Origin of the sequence: Pseudoalteromonas sp. SG45-3 (assembly GCF_014164075.1) — a bacterium.
Classification (GTDB): domain Bacteria; phylum Pseudomonadota; class Gammaproteobacteria; order Enterobacterales; family Alteromonadaceae; genus Pseudoalteromonas; species Pseudoalteromonas distincta.
In genome coordinates this window covers 148,322-171,530 of the sequence record NZ_JACJEN010000007.1, presented here as the reverse complement: position 1 = coordinate 171,530, position 23,209 = coordinate 148,322, and the positions used below count along the sequence as shown (strand labels likewise).

The 23,209-nt window shown below is 39.4% G+C and carries 19 protein-coding genes; 12 read left to right on the top strand and 7 right to left on the bottom strand.

Translation table 11 applies throughout. The features are described from left to right. Nucleotides 1-200: 200 nt before the first annotated feature. The 3 genes from H5126_RS10780 to H5126_RS10770 all read left to right on the top strand — a co-directional run bounded on the left by H5126_RS10780 (nucleotide 201) and on the right by H5126_RS10770 (nucleotide 3,758). Nucleotides 201-740, top strand: coding sequence for a phosphatase PAP2 family protein (locus tag H5126_RS10780; RefSeq protein WP_024596307.1), 540 nt, complete (start codon nucleotides 201-203; stop codon nucleotides 738-740). Then, the gene (locus H5126_RS10775; protein WP_182720966.1) at nucleotides 737-1,768 is read left to right on the top strand and encodes an MJ1255/VC2487 family glycosyltransferase; all 1,032 of its coding nucleotides are present in this window, start codon (nucleotides 737-739) and stop codon (nucleotides 1,766-1,768) included. The genes H5126_RS10780 and H5126_RS10775 overlap by 4 nt, the downstream gene beginning before the upstream one ends. A gap of 109 nt (nucleotides 1,769-1,877) precedes the next feature. Next, a complete protein-coding gene (locus tag H5126_RS10770) occupies nucleotides 1,878-3,758 on the top strand; it encodes a methyl-accepting chemotaxis protein (RefSeq protein WP_182720965.1) in 1,881 nt (626 codons plus the stop codon). A 29-nt stretch (nucleotides 3,759-3,787) separates the two neighbouring features. Here H5126_RS10770 and H5126_RS10765 read toward each other — a convergent pair whose 3' ends face one another. From H5126_RS10765 to priA, 5 genes are all read right to left on the bottom strand, one after another. Continuing rightward, nucleotides 3,788-4,162 carry a gamma-butyrobetaine hydroxylase-like domain-containing protein gene (locus tag H5126_RS10765; protein WP_002958364.1) on the bottom strand — a complete coding sequence of 125 codons (375 nt, stop codon included), beginning with the start codon at nucleotides 4,160-4,162 and terminating at the stop codon, nucleotides 3,788-3,790. Between the two features lie 62 nt (nucleotides 4,163-4,224). Further along, nucleotides 4,225-5,553, bottom strand: coding sequence for an HslU--HslV peptidase ATPase subunit (hslU, locus tag H5126_RS10760; RefSeq protein ID WP_002958365.1), 1,329 nt, complete (start codon nucleotides 5,551-5,553; stop codon nucleotides 4,225-4,227). An 11-nt stretch (nucleotides 5,554-5,564) separates the two neighbouring features. Then, complete coding sequence (hslV, locus tag H5126_RS10755; RefSeq protein WP_002958366.1) at nucleotides 5,565-6,083, bottom strand: ATP-dependent protease subunit HslV; 519 nt, start codon at nucleotides 6,081-6,083, stop codon at nucleotides 5,565-5,567. A gap of 80 nt (nucleotides 6,084-6,163) precedes the next feature. After that, the gene (locus tag H5126_RS10750; protein WP_024596311.1) at nucleotides 6,164-6,691 is read right to left on the bottom strand and encodes an SPOR domain-containing protein; all 528 of its coding nucleotides are present in this window, start codon (nucleotides 6,689-6,691) and stop codon (nucleotides 6,164-6,166) included. Between the two features lie 20 nt (nucleotides 6,692-6,711). Beyond that, nucleotides 6,712-8,898, bottom strand: coding sequence for a primosomal protein N' (gene priA, locus H5126_RS10745; RefSeq protein WP_182720964.1), 2,187 nt, complete (start codon nucleotides 8,896-8,898; stop codon nucleotides 6,712-6,714). A 230-nt stretch (nucleotides 8,899-9,128) separates the two neighbouring features. Here priA and rpmE point away from each other — a divergent pair, with 230 nt between their 5' ends. Both rpmE and H5126_RS10735 read left to right on the top strand, forming a co-directional pair. Then, nucleotides 9,129-9,344, top strand: coding sequence for a 50S ribosomal protein L31 (rpmE, locus tag H5126_RS10740; protein WP_002958369.1), 216 nt, complete (start codon nucleotides 9,129-9,131; stop codon nucleotides 9,342-9,344). 526 nt (nucleotides 9,345-9,870) lie between these two features. Beyond that, complete coding sequence (locus H5126_RS10735; protein WP_002958370.1) at nucleotides 9,871-11,112, top strand: malic enzyme-like NAD(P)-binding protein; 1,242 nt, start codon at nucleotides 9,871-9,873, stop codon at nucleotides 11,110-11,112. A gap of 64 nt (nucleotides 11,113-11,176) precedes the next feature. Here the strand turns inward: H5126_RS10735 and metJ are convergent, their stop codons facing one another. Next, nucleotides 11,177-11,497: a met regulon transcriptional regulator MetJ gene (gene metJ, locus H5126_RS10730; RefSeq protein WP_002958371.1), complete on the bottom strand. Its 321-nt coding sequence runs from the start codon at nucleotides 11,495-11,497 to the stop codon at nucleotides 11,177-11,179. Nucleotides 11,498-11,786: 289 nt separating this feature from the next. On the opposite strand from metJ, the gene metB reads away from it, so the two are divergent. Continuing rightward, a complete protein-coding gene (metB, locus tag H5126_RS10725; RefSeq protein WP_039485856.1) occupies nucleotides 11,787-13,034 on the top strand; it encodes a cystathionine gamma-synthase in 1,248 nt (415 codons plus the stop codon). A 169-nt stretch (nucleotides 13,035-13,203) separates the two neighbouring features. Further along, nucleotides 13,204-15,549 carry a bifunctional aspartate kinase/homoserine dehydrogenase II gene (gene metL / locus H5126_RS10720; protein ID WP_182720963.1) on the top strand — a complete coding sequence of 782 codons (2,346 nt, stop codon included), beginning with the start codon at nucleotides 13,204-13,206 and terminating at the stop codon, nucleotides 15,547-15,549. A 64-nt stretch (nucleotides 15,550-15,613) separates the two neighbouring features. Here metL and H5126_RS10715 read toward each other — a convergent pair whose 3' ends face one another. Further along, nucleotides 15,614-18,106 (bottom strand): penicillin-binding protein 1A, encoded by a 2,493-nt coding sequence (locus H5126_RS10715; RefSeq protein WP_182720228.1) that lies wholly within the window; start codon nucleotides 18,104-18,106, stop codon nucleotides 15,614-15,616. 130 nt (nucleotides 18,107-18,236) lie between these two features. Here H5126_RS10715 and H5126_RS10710 point away from each other — a divergent pair, with 130 nt between their 5' ends. Genes H5126_RS10710 through H5126_RS10690 form a run of 5 tightly spaced genes read left to right on the top strand, consistent with a single transcriptional unit; the run spans nucleotide 18,237 to nucleotide 23,099 of the window. Then, complete coding sequence (locus H5126_RS10710; RefSeq protein ID WP_024596029.1) at nucleotides 18,237-19,316, top strand: pilus assembly protein PilM; 1,080 nt, start codon at nucleotides 18,237-18,239, stop codon at nucleotides 19,314-19,316. Further along, nucleotides 19,304-19,876 (top strand): PilN domain-containing protein, encoded by a 573-nt coding sequence (locus tag H5126_RS10705; protein WP_002958376.1) that lies wholly within the window; start codon nucleotides 19,304-19,306, stop codon nucleotides 19,874-19,876. Before H5126_RS10710 ends, H5126_RS10705 begins: the two co-directional genes overlap by 13 nt. After that, a complete protein-coding gene (locus H5126_RS10700) occupies nucleotides 19,866-20,471 on the top strand; it encodes a type 4a pilus biogenesis protein PilO (RefSeq protein WP_024596028.1) in 606 nt (201 codons plus the stop codon). Before H5126_RS10705 ends, H5126_RS10700 begins: the two co-directional genes overlap by 11 nt. Beyond that, entirely contained in the window at nucleotides 20,468-21,007 is a 540-nt protein-coding gene (locus H5126_RS10695) for a pilus assembly protein PilP (protein WP_182720227.1), read from the top strand. Before H5126_RS10700 ends, H5126_RS10695 begins: the two co-directional genes overlap by 4 nt. Further along, complete coding sequence (locus H5126_RS10690; protein ID WP_024596027.1) at nucleotides 20,994-23,099, top strand: type IV pilus secretin PilQ; 2,106 nt, start codon at nucleotides 20,994-20,996, stop codon at nucleotides 23,097-23,099. The genes H5126_RS10695 and H5126_RS10690 overlap by 14 nt, the downstream gene beginning before the upstream one ends. The last annotated feature ends 110 nt before the right edge of the window (nucleotides 23,100-23,209 follow it).

The following is a 23,209-nucleotide window of genomic DNA, read 5'->3' as shown; positions in this document are numbered from 1 at the left end:
ATTTTATCCTCAAAAGGTACATTAATTTATATCTCAGTATACCCTCCTTATAAGCAATAACAACGACTTAATCGCAGTAAATTTAGGCAAAACAAGCGCTAAATCATTAATCGCAATAATAGTGTATTAAAAGCGTCACTCAATTGTTATTTACAACACATAAGCTAAATCGGTGTTCATATGTTATGCGATGAGGGATGGTGATGAATAATAATATGCTTAAAAAGGTAACTCAGATAGATGAGCAATTATTTTTAACTTTGTTTAATTGCAATTCACCGAGGTGGTTTAAAACAATGGCCTTTGGTTTGTCTAAAAGCGGTGATGGTGGGCTTTATATATTAATATGCTTAGCAGTGTGGTGGCTTAGTAATAATGAACAGCACCAATTATTGCCTGTCACTATATTAATTGGTTTTGCTATAGAAAGACCTATTTACCTACTAGCTAAAAATAGATTTGCTCGGATCCGTCCATGCGACTGCTTAGTAACAAATGCCTATATAGTACCAAGCGATAAATTTAGTTTACCATCGGGTCACAGTGCTGCAGCCTTTTTAGTGGCAATTATATTAAGCCATTTTTTCCCAGAATATGCATTACTACTATTTAGTTGGGCTACCGGCGTTGCTATGTCTCGTGTGGTATTGGGTGTGCACTTTCCTGCTGATATTATAATAGGCGCAACGATTGGTAGTTTTTGTGGTTTATTTGCGTTAGCACTCGTGGTGCCTGCATGAAAATATTGTATGGAGTACAAGGTACCGGTAATGGTCATATAACGCGCGCTCGGGTTATGGCAAGCTGCTTTAATAAGCTCGGTATTGATGTTGATTATGTGTTTTCAGGGCGCGCAAATAAAGATTACTTTGATATGCACGAATTCTCAGATTATAAAGCGTATCGTGGTTTGTCGTTTAGCACTGAAAATGGGCAAGTTAAAAATTTAAAAACACTTAAAAACATGCGAATTTGTAAGTTGGTGAGTGATATAAAATCGCTTGAGATAAAACAGTACGATTTTGTACTTAACGACTTTGAGCCTGTTACAGCATGGGCTGCAAAACGGGCAGGTATACCCGTTATTGGCATTAGTCACCAAGCAGCATTTTTGTCAGATAACGTACCTATGTTTGGTCGTGGCGTCCTGAGAAAATCACTTATCAAGCATTATGCACCAGCAACTACCTACTTAGGCGTGCACTGGCAACCATTTGCAAATAATATAATACCGCCTTTTATTGCTCATCATAATCACGACAACCCTGTAGCAGTAATGAACAAGGTATTGGTATATTTACCTTTCGAAAACTTAGATAGCGTTGTTGATTATTTAAAAGACTTTCCCGAAAAAGAATTTTATTGCTATCACCCAAATGCCAGCAATCAGTCTTTTGGACATATACATTTACGAGCCCCTTCACGTTCTGGCTTTTTAAACGACTTAGCAAACACAAGTGGTGTTGTTGGTAACGCGGGATTTGAGCTTGCCAGTGAAGCGCTTAAGTTAGGTAAAAAGTTACTATTAAAGCCTTTAGATGGTCAGTTTGAGCAAGCAGCAAATGCACAAACTTTATTTGCCATGGGCATGGCGCATGTTATGAACTATTTAAACCCACAAGCCCTTGATGATTGGAATAGCGCGCCGCAAAACAAGCAAATAAATTACCCCAGCGATCCCGCGCCTTTAATTGATTGGTTGGTTAAACAACAATGGAATAACACACAATCGTTACATAAAGGTTTGTGGGATAGTGTCGCCTTATAGCCATCACATTTAAACTGTTTAGAATTACCAATAATAAAAAGTTAAATTAATTAGTCGCTGTTGATCTATTAGCTATAATACAAATGCATATTTAAAAAAGGCGTTAGCGATGAATTTTTTACAAAACTTAACAATTAAACGACGTTTACAACTAAACGCAGTCGTTGTTGGTTTAGCAATGGTGGTCCTTTTATGCGTGATTATTTTTGAATCACGTACAACCTTGAGCTTAAACAAGACTATTCAATTAGCAGAAGAGCTCAACGTACATGCATTAGCATTGCGTAAACATGAAAAAAACTTTTTGTTTTATAAACAAGAAGATGCGTTAACTGCATTTGAAACGGATTTTGAGCAGTTAAGTGATAAAGTAAAAAAGTTACAACAGTTAATGGCTAACCAAGGTATTGCACAGGAGCAGGTCCAGCGCTTTGAGCAACTAATAAATAGCTATAATAATGATTTTGAAACTGTTGTTAAGCTTCAAAAAGAGATTGGTTTAACCCCGACCGACGGGTTATATGGCAAGCTTAGAAGCTCGGTTCATGAAGTTGAGCAACTATTAAAAGAGCAGCAAAATTACCAACTGCTGTCGTCAATGCTGCAACTAAGACGCTCAGAAAAAGACTTCATGCTGAGATTTGATATTAAGTACCTAGGGCGTTTTAATGAGGGAATTAATACATTTAAGCAGCAGGTAGCTGCAGCACAGCTGCCAAGCGACTATAAAGCACAAATTAATCCTTTGATTGATATATACCAAAGCGAATTTCAAACACTTGTGCAGGCGCAAACTAAGCTAGGGCTAGATCTTGAGTCAGGCGCACTTGGAGTAATGCGTGACAGTGTAGATAAAAGCGACGCCATTGTTTCTAAAATCGTTAAAGACACTAAGTTACAAGTAGAGCAAAGTGTAGAGCAGGCTCAATTTTTAGCTATTTTGGTATTTGTGATTGCAGGTGTGATTGTATTAGCACTCGTTTATTTTACAAGCCACTCCATTATTGTACCTATTGAGCGGGTTTATCACACCATTAACGATATTCGTCGTAATAATGATTTGAGCGTGATGATAGAGCAAACTGGTAAAGACGAAATTACCACCATGACGGTCGACTTTAATAGCTTAATAGGCGATTTTAAGAACTTAATTAACGAAGTTAATGGTGCTTTAAACACGCTTAATGTAGCAACAGAGCATTTATCACAAAGTACCGCAGCAACAAGCTCTGGTATGCAAGAGCAACTACATGAAGCCGACATGGTTGCAACGGCAGCCACCGAAATGCAGGCGACGATTCAGGATATTTCACATAATACTGAGGCGGCTGCGAAAAAAGCAGAGTCAACAAATTTAAGTGCACAACAAGGGCGTAGTGAAGTAGATTCTACCGTTAAGCACATTAGGGCCCTATCTGATTCGCTGGGGAATGCATCAAATGTAGTGTCGCAACTTGAAAAAGATGGTGAAACAATTGGTTCAGTGCTTGATGTAATTCGAGGGATTGCAGATCAAACAAATTTACTTGCACTTAATGCGGCAATAGAAGCGGCCCGTGCTGGTGAGTATGGTCGTGGTTTTGCTGTTGTTGCAGATGAGGTTCGTTCATTAGCAAAGCGTACTCAAGAGTCTACAAGTGAGATTGAAGGTATTATAAGTACCTTACAGCAGCGTACTCAAGAAGTGGTGAGTATTATGCACAAATGTCGCTCTCAAGGTGATGAAAGTGCCTCGCAAGCAATTAAAGCAGGTGAGCTATTAGGCGCAATTACTGAAGATGTACAAACAATAATGGAAATGAGCTCTCAAATAGCAGTTGCTATTGATGAGCAAAGCCAAGTGGCATCAGAGGTTAATAAAAATGTAGTAAGAATTCGCGATATTGCACAAGACGCAACTGAACATGCTGCTAACAATGCGCAAACAAGTGAAGAGGTCTCTGAGCAGGCTCGCGTTCTGTTCACTGCAATTGATAAATTTAAGGTTTAATAACGCTTAATAGAACGGGCCTATAAAGTTTAAGGAACAAATTTTATAGGCACGCTATCTTTACTTTTTTCGTGTTCAGTTACCCGCGCTAAATATTCACTCCACAATGTATCTTGTTGCTGTTGTAGTTTTTCAAAGTAGCGCCAGCTAAATAGTCCGCTGTTATGGCCATCGTCAAAATCTAAACGAAGTGCGTAATGCCCAACAGGTACAATACTTTTTATTCCTACAGCTTGCTTATTAAGTACTAGCTTCATTGGGCCAGAGCCATGGCCCTGCACTTCAGCTGAAGGGGAGTGTACACGTAAAAACTCACAGCTAAATACAGCTTTACTGTCATCATCAAAGTAAACATCTAGATTTTTACTTACACTGTGGTAATGCACTTTTGTTACGTGTTTCATTTAATATATCCCATTAAAAAGCCCCCAATCTGGAGGCTTTTAGTATAACGTTTATATTCGTTTTATAGAATAAAGCGGCTTAAGTCTTCATCTTCAACAAGTGCACCTAAGTGTTTCTCAACATAAGCGGCGTCGATTACTAATGACGAGCCTGCTTTTTCAGAAGCGTCGTATGAAATTTCTTCCATCAATCTTTCCATTACAGTGTGTAAACGACGAGCACCGATGTTTTCGGTTTTCTCGTTAACTTGCCAAGCTGCTTTGGCAATACGTTCAATTGCATCGTCGCTAAACTCAATCGATACCTGCTCAGTTTTAAGCAGCTCTCGTTGTTGCTCGGTAAGCGATGCATGAGGCTCTGTAAGGATGCGTTTAAAGTCATCTGCAGTAAGTGCTTCAAGTTCTACTCGAATCGGTAAGCGGCCCTGTAGCTCTGGGATCATATCTGATGGCTTTGCCATCTGAAACGCACCAGAGGCAATAAACAGCATATGGTCAGTTTTAACCATTCCGTGCTTAGTATTTACAGTTGAACCTTCAATTAGCGGTAGTAAGTCGCGCTGAACACCTTCTCGGCTCACATCTGGACCTGAAGAATCGCCGCGCTTACAAATTTTGTCTATTTCATCAATAAACACAATACCGTTTTGCTCTACTGCAAAAATAGCTTGTTCTTTTAGCTCTTCAGGATTTACTAATTTAGCGGCTTCTTCTTCCGTTAATAGTTTGAAGGCTTCTTTGATTTTTAGTTTACGCTTAGTGCGCTTATCGCCGCCCATGTTTTGAAACATGCTTTGTAGCTGGTTGGTCATATCTTCCATACCAGGAGGCGCCATAATTTCTACGTTTGGTTGTGCTTGTGCTAAATCGATTTCAATTTCTTTATCATCTAGCTGACCTTCACGTAGCTTTTTACGGAACGCTTGGCGAGTTGATGAGTTATCATCACGCTGCGTTTCGCCGTATTGATCTTTCGCTGGTGGTAAAAGGGCATCTAAAATGCGCTCTTCTGCTGCTTCTTCGGCGCGATGTTTAAATTTCTTAGTCTGCTGTTCGCGAGTCATTTTAATTGATACATCGACTAAATCGCGGATGATAGTCTCAACTTCTTTACCAACATAGCCAACTTCAGTGAACTTAGTCGCTTCTACTTTAATAAAGGGTGCGTTAGCAAGTTTTGCTAATCGGCGGGCAATTTCTGTTTTACCTACACCGGTTGGACCAATCATTAAAATGTTTTTTGGTGTTACTTCGCTGCGTAAATCTTCTTTGAGTTGCATGCGGCGCCAGCGGTTACGAAGTGCGATAGCCACTGCTTTTTTTGCTTTAGCCTGACCTATAATGTGCTGATCTAGCTCGTGAACAATTTCTCTTGGGGTCATATCAGACATGATAGTTCCTATTATAATTCTTCGATTGTTTGGAAGTTATTAGTAAATACGCAGATGTTGCCTGCAATAGTTAAGCTTTTCTCTACTATTTCACGAGCGCTTAAATCTGTATTTTCTAAAAGGGCGGTTGCAGCTGATTGTGCAAAGTTACCACCACTGCCAATTGCAATTAGGTCGTTTTCAGGTTGAACCACATCGCCATTACCGGTAATAATTAAAGAGGCTGTTTCGTCTGCTACAGCGAGCAGCGCTTCGAGTTTTCGAAGTGCACGGTCGCTGCGCCAATCTTTAGCCATTTCTACTGCGGCTTTAGTTAGGTTTCCTTGGTGCATTTCTAATTTGCTTTCAAAGCGTTCGAAAAGAGTGAAGGCATCAGCAGTACCGCCGGCAAAACCAGCGATTACTTTGCCATTATAAAGACGTCGAACTTTACGGGCGTTGCCCTTCATTACGGTATTACCAAGAGACACTTGGCCATCGCCGCCAATTACAACCTTGTCGCCACGGCGTACACTTACGATAGTAGTCATGTTATTCCTCATCATCGAGCTGCAGAGGCAACTCGTAAAAAAACGATTATGAAGAGGTTATATGGGTGAATGGTTTATTTTCAAGTCCAGCCCCAAATTCCGCAGCCGACTATTTTTACACGTTTAAGTTTGTTTTTATCACTTTCGGCTTGGCGTTTGGTTTTATATGGGCCTAAGCGCACTTTATACCAAGTACCATTGCTGCCTTCAGCCTGTTTTATTTCAGAAATGAGGCCTGCAAATGCTATTTTAGCTTTTAGCGATTCCGCTTGTGCGTGGGTTTTAAACGAACCACACTGCATAACGTAAGGACCTTTTTGCTCAAGTTCTTTCACTTCAACTTGAATCTCGTGGTTTCTAATTTCTTTAATAAACTCTGGTGTGCGTGGAATAACCACTTCTACTTTTGCGGGCGCAGTGGGGTTTGCTTGTTTTTCGACAAGTTTTGGATCTGCATTACTTTTAATAAACCATAATGTATAAGCAAAACCACCGACGAGTAAGATGGCTATGACAGCTAAAAGAATAGGAAATGGTTTTTTAGCGGGTGCGTTTTTTTTACTGTTTCTGCCTGCAGGCTTTTTGTTAATATAATCGTGCTGTGCCATGGTGTTATTTTGGCCTTAACCTAAATCATGTCTATAGGGTCTACGTCTAAGCTCCAGCGTACTTTTTGTGCAAGTTTACTTGAACTTAAATAATCAACCATTTGCGCAAGGTACTGATGTAATATGCGACGATCTTGCGCTTGAATATGTAATTGAAAACGATACATACCTGCGACTTTTTCAAGTGGAGCAGGGATCGGACCGAGCAATTGTATACCAGATACCCCATTCACAGGAACCAAATCCGTCAAAAAATCGACGACTAGCTTAATGCTGTGTCCTTGTGCACGGACAATAGCCATATTTGTAATGGGTGGTAAGTCTGCATCATCGCGTTCACTCAGTGCAAAGCGAGCAAAGTCTTGGTAACCATTATTAACTAAGTCTTGTAAAAGCGGGTGTTCTGGAAAGTGTGTTTGTAATAATACTTGGCCAGGTTCCCCTGAACGCCCAGCTCGGCCCGCGACTTGAGTAACTAACTGTGCTAAATGCTCTGTTGCCCTAAAGTCGCATGAGTATAAACCGCTATCTACGTCTAAAATTATAACAAGGCTTACATCTGCAAAGTGATGGCCTTTGGCAAGCATTTGTGTGCCTACTAAAATGCGTGCACCGCCTAGGTTTATTTCATCTAGTGCTTTTTCAAGGCTGCCTTTACGGCGAGTTGAATCGCGGTCTATGCGAGTAACGGGTGTATCTGGAAACTCGGTCGATAAAAACTCTTCAATTTGCTCTGTACCTTTGCCATTTGGAAATATTTGCGTACTTCCACAATCAGGACATTGGTGAGGAACAGGGTATTGATCGCCACAGTGATGACAAATCATTTGCCCAATCGCTTTATGAAATGTGGCGCTGGTACTGCAGCGTTTACATTCACTTAGCCAGCCACATTCATGGCAAATAAGAGTGGGTGAAAAACCTCGGCGATTTAAAAAAACCATAACCTGTTTACCGCGATTTAAGTGTTGGCGCATAGTTGCAAGGCTTGCATGTGCAATACCTGCTTGGTCGGGTTGGCCTTTCATATCGAGTAACTTAAATTGGTTATCTGTCGCAGTTTGCGCGCGCTCGGTTAAACTTAGTAGCTGATATTTGTTATTAATTGCTTTGTGAAGTGTTTCAAGTGCGGGTGTAGCACTGCCTAATATTAGTGGTATTTTATGCTGAAAAGCTCTGTATGCGGCCAAATCACGAGCATGGTAACGAAGGGTATCTTGTTGCTTAAATGATGAATCGTGCTCTTCATCGACAACTATCATACCGAGTTTTAAAAATGGCAGAAAAATACTCGAACGTGTGCCTATAACTATTGCACAACTGCCTTTTTCGCAAAAACGCCATGTTTGCAATCGCTCGTTGTCGGTAAGGGCTGAATGCCAAAGCATAATGGGTGTATCAGGAAAGCGGCGACGAAAACGGTTTACAGTTTGTGGCGTTAAGCCTATTTCTGGCACTAATACTAATGCTTGCTCGCCACGTTTGAGTACTTCTTCTAGGCACTGTAAATACACTTCTGTTTTACCACTGCCAGTTACGCCTTCTAATAAAAAGCTGCTAAATCCACTACTTTGATTTATTGCCGTACAGGCAACCGCTTGTTCTTTATTAAGTACTGGTTTACTACCGACAGTTGGAGCAACACTTTGCCATTGGTTATCGTGCTCAATAGTTTGTGTTATGAGTTCTTTATCTATTAGGCTATCGATTGTTTTTTTACTAAAGCCAAGAGCTTTTAATTCGGTTAACGATGATTTCCCCGATTGCGACAACTGCTTTAATAAATTGAGTTGTGTTTTGGCTTTTAATGACGGTACTTTTGAGCCTTTTTCTGTCAGAGCAACCATGTTAATACTGGTTTTATCTGGCGATTCACCTTGGCGAAGTGCACTCGGTAGCGCTATGTGAATAGTTTCGCCTAAGGGATAGCAATAATAGCGGGCAGTAAAGCTAAGGAGTTCTAAATGTTGGGCGCTTAAAATAGGGGTGTCGTCTATTACCTCTATAATATTCTTAATTTTATCTAAAGGGACGTCGGTACTGTTTTTAATGCCCAGAACAACAGCTACTTTTTTTTGATTACCAAAAGGTACTAAAACCCGCATGCCCGGTAGTATGGGTGTTGATAAGCCACTGAGCTGCTCTTCTATTTTATAATCAAAGGTGCGTGGAAGCGGGACTTTAATAGCAACTTCAACAAAACTCATAACAACTCAACCCGTAAAATTAATGCTGTAATGTACTAAAAATACCGCTAAAAACCTACTAGCAATAGTACTTGAGAAAGAGATTGTTCACTTTTTTAGCGAAAAGATAAATAAATACTTGTGCAGGGGAAGGTTGTTGGATAAAATCCGCCACCAACAAATTTGTTTTAACGACGTATGGTGCCAGACTTCGGGTTTGGAGAGCGATGCGGCCTTAACTAGAGGTTCCTATGAAAGAAGGTATTCACCCTAAGTACGAAGTAATTTCTGCAACATGTTCATGCGGAAACAAATTCGAAACTAGCTCAACTCTTTGTAAAGACATTCACTTAGACGTATGTTCTGCGTGTCACCCGTTTTACACTGGTAAGCAAAAGATTTTAGACACTGGCGGCCGTGTTGATCGCTTCAACAAGCGCTTCGGTGCACTTAGCAGCAAGAAGTAATTATTGCTGTTTAGTTAAAAAAAGCACCTTAGGGTGCTTTTTTTGTGTCTAAAATTTACCACTTCTTATCTTATTTAGCTTGCTCGAGCTACATCACACCTTGCATAACTATTTCCTATTCTTATTCTGAGTATGCATAAACCTTTGCAGACAAATTGATAGATATTCTCTATATTTTAAATAGTACAAATTTTAACTAGGTTGATAAAAGTAGCTAACGTGGGCTTATCTGTTTTTAAAGTAGTGTAGTAGGCTGTTATTTTAAGTTTATGATGATACGTTAAACATACATTTTTTTAATATTTTAATAGACATAAACGCACCTCAAAACTTACTTTTTTGGTGAATTTTTATTTATCAAATGTTTATATAATCCTGCAAAGTTACTGAAAAACCTCTTAAAATTAAAGGATATAGCATATAACAGGATAGACCTGATATTGCTTGGAATTTAAAAATAATAAGGGTATCGTACCCCAAGACTCCACCTCTCACTTTAACTTAAATTGCAGGATACCATCGCGTTATGTCTGACTTTCGTGAACAAGCACTACATTATCACTCACATCCCGTACCTGGTAAAATTAGCATTGAGCTAACAAAACCAGCTGAAACAGTTCAAGACTTAGCCCTAGCTTATAGCCCAGGTGTCGCTGAGCCTGTACGTGAAATTGCCGCAGATCCTGCAAATGCATATAAATATACCGGTAAGGGTAACATGGTTGCGGTTATCACTAATGGTACTGCAATTTTGGGCTTGGGTAATTTAGGTCCTTTAGCGTCTAAACCAGTAATGGAAGGCAAGGCGTTATTGTTTAAACGTTTTGCAGGGCTTGATTCTATTGATATTGAAGTAAAGCACAAAACAACAGAAGACTTTATTAACACGGTTGCCAATATTGCTGACACATTCGGTGGTATTAACCTTGAAGATATTAAAGCACCAGAGTGTTTTGAAATTGAAAAAGCATTAATAGAGCGTTGTAGCATTCCTGTTTTTCATGATGATCAACACGGCACCGCCATTGTTACGGCTGCCGGCATGTTAAATGCACTAGAAGTACAAGGTAAATCAATTGAAGATGCAATAATTGTATGTTTAGGTGCAGGCGCTGCTGCAGTTGCGTGTATGGAACTGTTAATTAAGTGTGGTGCACTGCGTGAACACATTTATATGCTTGACCGCAAAGGTGTTATTCATACTCGTCGCGATGATTTAAATGAATATAAACAGCTTTTTGCTAACAATACCGATAAACGCACATTGCAAGATGTAATTGCAGATGCTGATGTGTTTGTTGGTGTTTCGGGTCCTAACTTGTTAGCTGCCGAAGATTTAAAACTAATGGCAGAAAAGCCGGTCGTGTTTGCATGTTCAAACCCAGATCCAGAGATCGATCCTGCACTTGCACACGGCGCACGCAATGATTTAATTATGGCAACAGGGCGCTCTGATTACCCTAACCAAGTAAATAATGTTTTATGTTTTCCGTTTATTTTCCGTGGTGCACTTGATGTACGTGCAAGCGCGATTAACGATGAAATGAAAATTGCTGCAGTTGAGGCTATTCGTAGTATTGCCAAAGAGCCTGTACCTGCAGAAGTTTTAAAAGCCGCAGGCGTAGATAAGCTAGAGTTTGGTGCGCAGTATATTATTCCAAAACCAATGGATCCGCGTTTACTACCGCGTATAGCTAAAGCTGTAGCACTTGCTGCGGTAGAGTCGGGTGTTGCGCAAATTGACTTGCCTGAAAACTATATGGCGTAATATATAACGCTTAAACAAAAAAACCTCAGCAATGCTGAGGTTTTTTGATTAAAAAGGTAACGATTTATTCTTCGTTTAAAATAGGCACTTCTAAACCCATTTCTTGCATTATCTTTTTAACTTCTTCTGGTACTTTTTCTGCGTTGTCTTTACGTAGGTCATCGTCATTTGGTAAAGGTTGGCCAGTAAATGCATGCAAAAACGCCTCACATAGCAATTCACTATTTGTTGCATGGCGAAGGTTGTTGATTTGACGACGCGTACGCTCATCCGTTAAAACTTTTAATACATTTAGCGGGATCGAAACGGTGATCTTTTTAACTTGCTCTGATTTTTTCCCGTGTTCTGCGTATGGGTGAATATACTCACCATTCCATTTAGCCATAAGATGTATCGTTGCCTCAGATTATTAATTTCTCACACGGTATAAAAAGCGTGTAAATATGCGTGAAATTCTATCGATTTAAAAAAGATAGTCAAATAATAGATACCGATCTATCTTAATAAGCCTATTTGGGATGTAAAAATAAGCTCACTTTTGTGAGCTAAAATGTGGTACTAGCAAACGCCTTTCCTAACTTTAGCCATCTAGAGCTTTAAAATACTTTGACTTATTAAAACGGATAACTTACTCTTTTAGACGTCTAAACATCCAAATTAATCAGGTGACGAATATGAGCGAAAAAAACAAAGCGACCATTGCTGTACGTAACGGCGTTGATGCTGATAAACATCATGGTGCAGTGGTGCCGCCAATTTATTTATCAACGACTTATTCGTTTGCCGACTTTGATACCAAGCGTGAGTATGATTATGGCCGCAGTGGTAACCCTAATCGTGATATTTTAGCAGAGACGCTTGCTAAGCTTGAAGGCGGCGCTCGCGGCATAATTACGGCCACTGGTATGGCAGCCGTGCATTTAGCTACTCAGCTACTTAACAGTGACGACACGTTAGTAATTCCACATGATTGTTATGGTGGTAGCTATCGTTTATTTACATCGTTACAAAAACGCGGACTATTGAAGCTTGAAGTATTAGATTTAACAAAAGAAGAAAGCCTTCAACAAATTTTAGCAATTAAACCTAAGCTTATTTGGATAGAGACTCCAAGTAACCCAGTACTTCGTTTAACCGATATTAAAGCGGTTACCGATGTTGCTAAGCAATGCGGTGCATTGGTTGCCGCAGATAACACGTTTTTGTCTCCTGCCTTACAAAACCCTATTAAGTTTGGTGTAGATATTGTGGTGCATTCAACTACTAAATATATTAACGGGCACTCAGATGTAGTGGGCGGCGCTGTTATTGCTGCAACACAAGAGCTTGGTGATGAGCTTGCTTGGTGGGCAAATAATATTGGTATTACGGGCGCTCCTTTTGATAGTTATTTAACGCTTCGTGGTCTACGTACTTTAAATGTGCGCTTAAGGCAGCACCAAGAAAATGCGCTAGCAATAGCTAAGTACCTTGAAAGTTCCAATTTTGTAAGCCAAGTTTACTATCCTGGACTTGAGTCGCATCCTCAACATGAACTTGCTAAAGCACAACAACTTGGCTTTGGTGGCATGGTTAGTTTTGATATTAAAGGCGATATAAACGACGCGGCAGCATTTTTAACTAGCCTTAAAACGTTTAGTTTAGCTGAGTCACTAGGTGGCGTAGAGAGCTTAATTTGTCACCCTGCAACTATGACGCACGCAGGTATGGAGGCAAAGGCACGTTTAGAAGCGGGTGTGGGCGATACGCTTATTCGTATTTCGGTTGGGATTGAAGATATACACGATTTAATAGCTGACTTTGAACGAGTATTTGAACTTGTAAAACCAGGGCAAAATAAAAATGTTGGCCGTGTAGGCAAAGGTGCTGGCACTTCTGGTGGAAACGTTAAATTAAGTGCAGCCCGTCCAGCGCTTTGGTAATTAATACCAATCCGCAATAATACCTAATCAATTTGAGGGATTAAACCGCACGATAACATCGTTAAAAATTCCTAATATAGAACAACTAAATAGCGAAATTTTTGCCTTGTTATCGATACGGTTTTCTTACCTCAAAATAGACAACTTAATTAAGCGAATTGGTATAAATATGGTCAATTGTGTACATAAATTTGGTGGTTCAAGCTTAAGCTCTAGTGAGCGCTATCAAAGCGTAGCTAAAATAATTATTGGGCATACTCAGCCGGGCGACTGTGTTGTGGTGTCTGCTGCAGGTAAAACTACAGATACACTTGTGTCGTTGTGGCAAAGTTATCAGCTGCAAGACACGCAAGCTGTCGCTGATATTTTACTGCAGTTAAATAACCATCAAAGCGATTTAATTGAGCAGTTATTACAAGCTGATTTAAAGCGCTGCGCACTTAGAACACTAAATACCGAGCTTAGTAATATTGCAGAACTTGCTCAAGCTGAGCAGCTAAAAGAGGCTGCGTTACTCGCGCACGGGGAACTGTGGTCAGCACGTTTACTCGCTACTTATTTACAGCAGCTAAATATTGAGGCGTGTGCTCAAGATGCCCGTAGTCTTTTTACCTTAAACGATGGTGAATTAATGCATGCGCAAAATGCGCAGCAATGTCGACAGTCAATTTTACCTAATACGATAAATGTTGTTACTGGGTTTATTGCCGCCGATACGAAAGGTGAGACCGTAACACTTGGACGCAACGGTAGCGATTATAGTGCAACACTACTTGCAAATTACTGTGATGCTAAGCAGGTATGTATTTGGACCGATACACAGGGTGTGTTTAGCACTGATCCTCGAAAGGTAAAAAAGGCGATTAAGTACGGCAAAATTTGTCGCGGACAAGCTAATTTATTAGCTCGTTTGGGTAACCCTGTATTACATGCAAAAACACTATCGCCACTTAAAAACAGCGATATTAAGCTAGCTGTTCGTAGTAGTTTTGATGTGCAAGCAAGCCCAACAGATATAGTAAAAGAAGGTTCAGCAAAGAAAAAGCGCTTTATAACCACGCTGCAAAATGTTGATTTGTTAATGGTTGAAGGATTAAGTGAAGGTGAGGTCGCAAGCGTTAGTCAGCTTATTCAGCATAGCCTTCATCATTTTAACCATAATGGTGAAGTGTATTTAGTAGTACCGGCTGCACAAACATATCAAGTTATTAATTACTTTGCTGGTAGAGCTAATATTAGTGAGTCAAATTTAAATGGCTGTGCAATTGTTGCCCCTGAGCAAGACGTTAGCGTACTAAAACTGCAAGCTTTAGAGGTATTAGCTGAGCAGACTATAAAACCGCGTTTTGTGCATCAAGATAATGGTTATGTTTTATTACTAACAGACCAATTTATAGATAGCGATATACAAAGCGTCTTACACGATAAGCTAATCAATAAAGGCCAAGAAATAGCCGTTATAGTTGCGGGCCTTGGCAATGTAGGCGATGCTTTTATTGAGCAGTTATCGGCACAATTTGAGCGTTTATCAGGCGACTTTAGTATTAAATTGGTAGCGCTGGTTCGCTCTAAACATATGTTATTTAATGCAAGTGGCATAAATATATCGCAATGGAAAACTCAATGGCAGCATGAGGCGAATAGCTATGAAACTGCGGATTTACTTAATGCGATAAGCGAGCTTGACTACGAACATAAAGTTTTAATTGATATTACTGCAAGTGAGCAGTTTAGCTTTTTATATACAGATTTTGTAGACAGAGATTGTCATTTAATTAGTGCTAACAAATATGCAGGTACAGCACCGACTTCTTGGTATAAAGCACTTCGTAGTAACCTTGGCGAACGTAATTTACATTGGCGATATAATACAAGTGTAGGCGCAGGCTTACCTATCAATTTTGCTTTGGCTGATTTGCAAAATAGTGGTGATAAAATTACGCGTATTGAAGGCGTGTTCTCGGGTACGCTTTCGTGGTTATGTAGTAAGTATGATGGTACCACTGCTTTTTCTGAGTTGGTATTAGAAGCTCAGAAAATGGGGTTCACAGAGCCTGACCCTCGGGAGGATTTATCTGGACGAGATATGCAGCGTAAGTTACTTATTTTAGCCCGAGAGTTAGGTATAGAGCTTGAGCTTGATGATATTAGCTTATCGGCATTAATGCCCGGCGATCTTGCGCTAGGAAGCTGGGAAGACTTTCTAAACAATAAAGCCCAGCTAGATGCGTTCATTGAAGAGCATGCTGATACAGCAAAAGCTAATAACTCAGTACTGAGATACACAGGCCTATTAGATATAACAAAAACTGAAGTTATCGCTAAAGTAGGAATTACGTATGTGACCAATGGAGATGTGTTAGCAAACCTTACACCTGGCGATAATATTTTTGTAATTAATAGCAAATGGTATAGTGATAACGCGCTTGTGATTCAGGGGCCTGGGGCTGGGAAAGAAGTAACCGCTGCGGGTGTACACTCTGACTTATATTGGCTTGTTCAAAACTTAAAATAAGCCATTATTTAAATTAAAACGGCAGCTTAAATAAGCTGCCGTTTTTTGTATTACAGAGATATTATTAAAATAGCTCTTCTTCGGTTTTTGTGTCTTCTTCAAATATATCGTTTGGCTGAGATAGCACATACTTTGTCGGTGCAGTGCCTTTTTCGAAGTATTCAAAGCGGCTGGTGTAGTCATTTTTGTGGCTTAGCAAACCAGTGGCTAAATCAATACGAATCGAAACAAGCCCCTCAGGTGGCTCAATTGGCGCTTCAGGTGTTCCCTCAAGTGCGGCTTTCATAAATTCAATCCATGCAGGCTGCGCTGTTTTAGCCCCCGATTCAGCACCAGATATTTGGTTGCTATCTAAGTTGTTATTGTACGTAGAACGGCCAAGAGCGTTACCTGGGTTATCAAAGCCCACCCACACAGAAGTCATTACTTTACTGTTAAAGCCACTAAACCAGGTGTCTACAGAATCGTTAGTTGTGCCTGTTTTACCCGAAAGATCACGACGTTCTAAAGCTTGTGCGCGCCAACCTGTACCACTCCAACCCGTTTTATGGGCCCAACTACCGCCGCCCCAAATACCACTGTGCATTGCATCAGCAATTAAAAAAGCATTCTGCTTAGAAATAATTCTCGGTGCACATTTTTTTGTTGGCTTCACTTCATCACTACTATTATGAAGTGAGAATTCATTATGTGTTGGTAAAGACTCTTCGTCACAGGCAAGGGCAGGGTTTGCTTTGAACAATACATTACCGTAAGCATCTTGAATTTCTGAAATAAAGTAAGGTTCAATTAAGTGGCCACCATTGGCAAATGCGCTCATGCCACGAGCAAGTTCAAGTGGAGTAATGGAAGCACTACCCAGTGCTAGTGATTCACTGCGATTAATGTCTGAATCTTTAAAGCCAAACTTTAATAAATGATCAGCTGTACGTTGTAATCCAACGCCGCGTAGTAAGCGCACCGAAATAACGTTTTTAGATTGTGCTAAAGCACGGCGAATTCTTATCGGACCATTATATACAGCAGGACTGTTTTTGGGACGCCATGCTACGCCTTGGCTTTTATCCCATTGGTTTATAGGAGCATCGTTTAATATAGACGCAAGCGTGTAACCTTTTTCAAGTGCTGCTGAATATATAAAAGGTTTTATATTAGAACCTACTTGACGCTTTGCTTGTACCGCTCGGTTATATTGACTTTGCTCAAAGCTGTAACCACCTACAATAGCTTTAATTCTGCCATCTTGTGGGTCGAGTGACACAATAGCACTTGATGCTTCTGGTATTTGGCTTAGTAAGTAGCTGTCATCTTCATTTTTACGCACCCATATTTGCATTCCTGGCGTTAAAATATCTGTAGCTGCTTTTGGAGCAAAACTTTGGCGGTAACGAGTAATATATTTACGCGCCCATTTTAAGTTATCCCAAGTAAGAGTTGTGCGCTCGCCACTTTTAAGTAATACCGACGCTGTTTTATCATTAACACTAAGCACGGCTGCTGCTTTCAAAGTACCCAACTCATTTACGCTTTGTAATTTATTGAGTATTTGTTGCTCAGTTAAAGAAGGTTGTGTTTCAGGGTCCCATAAAACATCTGTTGGTCCTCTAAAACCATGGCGCATATCGTAATTATGTAAGTTATTTACAAGTGCGTTTTGCGCTGCTTTTTGAACTTTAGACTCTACCGAGGTGAAAATTTTAAAACCTGAGTTGTAAGCTTTATCTATTCCATAACGCGAGACCATTTCAGCGCGCACCATTTCAGAAATATACGGGGCGTATAAATTTATTTCAGCACCATGAAAATAAGCGGTGATAGGTTGGCTCGTTGCTTCGTTATATTCTTCTTGAGTAATATAATTTTCAGTTAATAAACGCCCTAAAACAACATTTCGGCGTGCTTTTGCACGCGTTGGGTTACGAATTGGGTTTAAAGCTGAAGGGGCCTTCGGTAAACCTGCAATCATCGCCATTTGTGCAAGTGTTAAATCTTTTAACTCCTTACCGTAATAAACTTGTGCTGCAGCACCAATACCAAAAGCGCGATTACCTAATTCTATTTTATTAAGGTAAAGCTCTAAAATTTCGTCTTTTGTTAATACACCTTCAATATGTAGCGCTATAAATATTTCTTTAACTTTACGAATATATGCTTTTTCGCGAGTTAAAAAGAAATTACGAGCAAGCTGCATAGTAATAGTACTTGCGCCTTGTTTTTTCTCGCCGGTAGATATAAGAACAATAGCCGAACGCACAATACCTATAGGATCTATGCCTATATGATCGTAAAATCGATTATCTTCTGTCGCTAAAAATGCATTAATGAGTGTTTGAGGAATTTCATCAATAGTCACTGGAATACGACGCTTTTCACCAAATTGATTGATTAAAAGCCCATCTTTTGTGAATACTTGCATAGGAGTTTGTAATTGCACGTCTTTTAAAACTTGCACACTGGGGATATCAGGTTTAACGTAGTAATAAAGACTGACCAAAGTGATCAGACCAATTAACACACAAATGATAAAAAATTGTAAAGTTCGTTTTAATAAAATCACTTATATTTCCCTAAATGGACTCCCAATTGCGAGTTTTGACTGCTAGTATATATTGATTAAAAAATGAATAATATTTTTTCAGATAAAAATTATAACTTGTTTATTATTAAAACAAAGGCCAAGTTGAAACATGCTAAGTCAACTATTTCAAAAACCGTCCCCGATGATGGTAGGAATTGATATTGGATCGCACTCTATCAAAGCGGTGCTTTTACGTGAAATTGAAACTGGATTTCGACTAGAAGCACTTGCAATTGAGCCGATGCCAAAAGGTGCGATGAGTGAGCGCACAATCCAAGATATTGAAGCGATTGGTAACGTTATTACAAAATTAAGAAAAAAATTACCGAAGTCGTTAAAATCTGCTGCAGTGGCTGTTTCTGGCCAAACAGTTATTACAAAAGTGATCTTCATGGATGTATCGTTAACAGATGCTGAACTTGAATCGCAAATTGAAATTGAAGCTGATAGTTTAATCCCTTACCCACTTGATGAAGTGAGCCTCGATTTTGAGAAGCTTTCGACGAATGAGGCCGATCCTAGCAAAATGAATGTTTTGCTTTCGGCTGCTCGTACTGAGAGTGTTGAAGCACGGGTGGGCGCTTTAGAAGCCGCAAATTTAGAGGCCAAAATAGTAGATGTAGAAAGCTACGCATTGAGCCGTGCTATGGACGTTTACTATCAACAATTACCTAGCGATGCATTTAATAAGTGTGTGGCTGTGGTCGATATTGGCGCAGTTTTAATGCTTGTGAGTGTTGTGCAAGCTGGGGAAACCATTTATACCCGTGACCAAGTTTTTGGTGGCGATCAATATACAAATAGTATTGTTGCTTATTATAATAAAGGCTTTGATGAAGCCGAAATAGGCAAAACATCAGGTGATTTACCGCCAAACTATACCTTTGAAGTATTAGCCCCTTTTCAAACTTCGTTACTTCAACAAGTTCGCAGAGCTGTGCAAATGTTTTTAACAACCAGTGGTAAAGAGCAAATAGATTATATTGTATTAACGGGCGGTACATCGATGATAAAAGGTATCGACCGATTGCTTATTGAAGAACTCGGTATCCACTCAGTTGTTGCAGAGCCTTTTGTAAATATGGAAATTTCCCCAAAGGTAGACCGTAATATAATGCAGCGTCACAAAACGCAGTTTGCAATTGCAACAGGGTTGGCATTAAGGAGTTTTTCAACATGCCACATATAAATCTACTGCCTTGGCGTGAATCACAACGCGAAGAATCGAAAAAGAAATTTGTAACTATACTTGTTGGTGTCGTTATACTTTGTTTTGCAAGTATGTATTTATTAAGCTCTTTTTATAGTGCCTTAAAAGACGGTCAAAACTTAAAGAATAATTATTTAAGCTCAGAAATTAGCATGCTAGATAAAAAAATAAGTGAAATACGAAGCTTAGATAAAAGAAAGGAAAATTTACAACAGCGTATGAGGCTCATTGAAGAATTGCAAAGCAGCCGTAACTTGGGTACGCAAATAATGGATGAAGTTGCCAAAATAGTGCCAGGTGGTGTTTATTTAACAAAACTGGAGCGCAAAGGCAGCCAAATACATGTTTTAGGACGTAGTGAATCTAATAATCGTCTATCAACAATGCTCCGCCAAGTACAAAGCTCATATTTACTAGAGAATCCTTCAATGCAGGGCATTGTTGCAGGCGATCAATCTTCGCGTTTACTTAGTGATTTTAATATGGAATTTTATGTAAAACCATTTGATAAAATTGGTGAGGTTAGCGATGAACCTTGATTTTAAAGCACTGAGTGAAATTGATTGGAATGAAATAGAGCTTGATAACATTGGTGATTGGCCAATTGCTGTTAAAGCAATTTGCTGCACATTTGTTGCGGGCCTTGTATTGTTTTTTAGTTATAGCCTATTAGTTTCTGATGAAATTGACAGCTACCATAGTGCCGTGGCAAAAGAAGTTGAACTACGAACAACTTATCGAACTAAGTATGCAGTAGCGAGCAAGCTTGAAATATATCGTCAACAAATGATTGAAATGGAAGATAAGTTTTCACAGCTATTAAAGCGTCTACCCACTTCGAATGAAACTCCTGGTTTACTTGATGATTTATCATATGTTGGGACAACGAGTGGTCTGACTTTTTTAAAAATAGGTTGGCTGCCAGAAGTTGAAAAAGAATTTTATACCGAGCTGCCTATTAAAATCGAAGTAATAGGTAGCTACCATGAGTTTGGTGAGTTTGTAGGTAAAGTGGCCCAGTTACCCCGAATTGTAAGCTTACATGACTTTTCTATTTTATCATCGGGCGATAAACAGTTAACATTCAGTGTTGTTGCAAAAACATATCGTTATGAAGAAGGGGTTAAAAAATGAAACCCCTTCGCGTAGTACCTTTAGCTATAGCATTTGTTTTAGCTGGTTGTAATGATGACACTTCTGAGCAAAAAGAATTTATTGATCAGGTAAAAGCAAGCACCACACCAAAGGTTGAGACGATTCCTGAACTGACAAAGTTTGAAATATTTGAGTACAGTGCTGGTCAGCTACGTAGCCCGTTTGTAGCGCCTCAGCCTGAGATTATTCAAAATAAACTAACGCAGGTAAAAAACTGTTTGCACCCAGATCAAGAGCGTCGCCGCGAACCGTTAGAGAAATACCCGCTAGATAATTTAGCAATGAAAGGCACAATTGGCTCTAGTGGACAAATATGGGCATTAATTACAGCTACAGATGACACTTTGCACCGCGTAACGGTAGGGAATTATCTTGGAAGTTATGATGGCAAAGTAAAAAGAGTAAGCAACGACTATATAGAATTAGTGGAATTAATCCCTGATGGGTCTGGCTGTTGGAAAGAGCGCCTGACGAAATTAGAAATGTTAGAGGCGGCAACAGATGGCGCAAATTAATAATAAAAAAGGTAAAAATAGGATGCATAAGGATGTACTTTGGCTTCATCGTATTTCACGGACATTACTGGCTGCTGTTGCTTTAGTCACTGTAAACTCAGCCATAGCTGGGCCATTGCTTTATGATGTTCGTTATAATCCATTACTTAAAGGCGAAACTGAATTACAGCTTGTTTTTGATGAAGAGTTAACCTTTGAACCAAAAGTTCAAGTGTTTAATAGCCCAGCCCGAATCGAAATGTTTTTTGATTCTGCAGAGTTAGAAGTTGGTTTAAATGATGTTGAAGTTAATCAAGCTGGAATTAGCAGTGTTACTAATGTTTTAACTAACAGTGGTTTAAAGGTAACGGTAAACTTAGATAGATTAAAAATTTATGAGACTGAAGTTCATAACAATTTAGTATCGATACGTGTCTCTGATAACCCTCTTACAGAACCTGAAAATGAAGATGTAGTGATGGACTCAGGTGATGAAAGTGGAAATTACATTAACCGTATCCAGTCAATTGATTTTAGACGTGGTGAGAAGGGTGAAGCAAAAGTACTTGTATTTTTACAAGACACTCAAGCTGCAATTGAAGTCCATGAAAGTGGCGGGAAAATTTACGCTGACTTTCATCACACCGATATTTTAGACGATCTACTTTATGAATTAGATGTATTAGATTTTGGAACTGTTGTAAGTAATATCGAGACTTTTAAAGAAGATGGTTTAAGTCGTGTTGTTATCGAACCTAATGCTCAGTTCACGTTTACGTATCAGCAAATAGATAATATTTTAACGTTGACAGTAGAAAAAGATGAAACGCAAAATGCGTACTTAGATGGTGGTGTTGAGTATCAAGGTCGCCCTATGACCTTAAATTTTCAAGATATCTCTGTGCGTGCAGCACTGCAAATTATCGCGGGTTACAACGACTTTAACTTAGTAACCAGTGATTCAGTAACGGGCAATATAACGCTGCGCCTAGATGGTGTACCGTGGGATCAAGCGCTTGACGTAGTACTACGTATTAAAGGGCTAGATAAGCGCATGGATGGCTCTATATTAATGGTAGCGCCTGCAGAAGAACTTGCAGCACGTGAAGCCAAAGATTTAAAAGCTAAACAGCAAGTTGAAGACTTAGAGCCTCTATATAGTGAATACATCCGATTAAACTATGCTAAAGCCGAAAATTTTGCTGATCTATTAAAAACAGATACAAACAGTATTATAACTGCCCGTGGTAGTGTATCTGTTGATCAACGTACAAATACTTTGTTAGTAAAAGATACTGTTAAGAGTATAGAAAACATTCGCCGCATGATTGAAACGCTTGATATTCCAGTGCAGCAGGTTGTAATAGAATCTCGAATGGTAACTGTGCGCGATAACGTTACTGAAGACTTAGGCGTACGTTGGGGCTTTAGTGACCAAGGCAGTAGTGTTGGTATTTCAGGCTCTCTTGAAGGCGCAGAAGGTATTTATAATGCGACATCTACTTCAGATGCACCAAGTATTTCAGACCGATTAAATGTAAATTTACCTATCACTAACCCTGCGGCTAGCATTGGCTTACACATAGCAAAACTGGCTAACGGCACGCTGATTGATTTAGAGCTAAGTGCGCTTGAGGAAGAGAATAAAGGCGAGATTATTGCTAGTCCACGTATAATAGCGGCTAATCAGCAAAAAGCCCGAATAGAGCAAGGTACTGAAATTCCTTATACTGAGTCAGCTTCAAGCGGTGCTACTACCGTAAGCTTTAAAAAAGCGGTACTGAGCTTAGAAGTTACACCTCATATCACACCTGATAATAAAGTAATTCTAGATTTAATTATTACTCAAGATACACGTGGTGATACTGTACAAACAGGTACTGGTGAAGCGGTGTCTATTGATACTCAAGAAATTCAAACACAAGTGTTAGTCGAGAATGGCCAAACCGTAGTACTCGGTGGTATTTTCCAACAGCAAATCATTAATACTACGAGTAAAGTGCCAATTTTAGGTGACATTCCTTACGTAGGAAGACTATTTAAAACCACAAGTGAGTTTAATGAAAAGCGTGAATTACTTATTTTCGTGACACCGAAAATACAAATTGATTAAAATACAGTGGTTTTATGTTAACCAACGGGTGATTATTTAGATTAATTGCTCGTTATATGGCTTTTTATTCTAATTGACTTGAAATACCCCTACAATTACTGAGATAATCC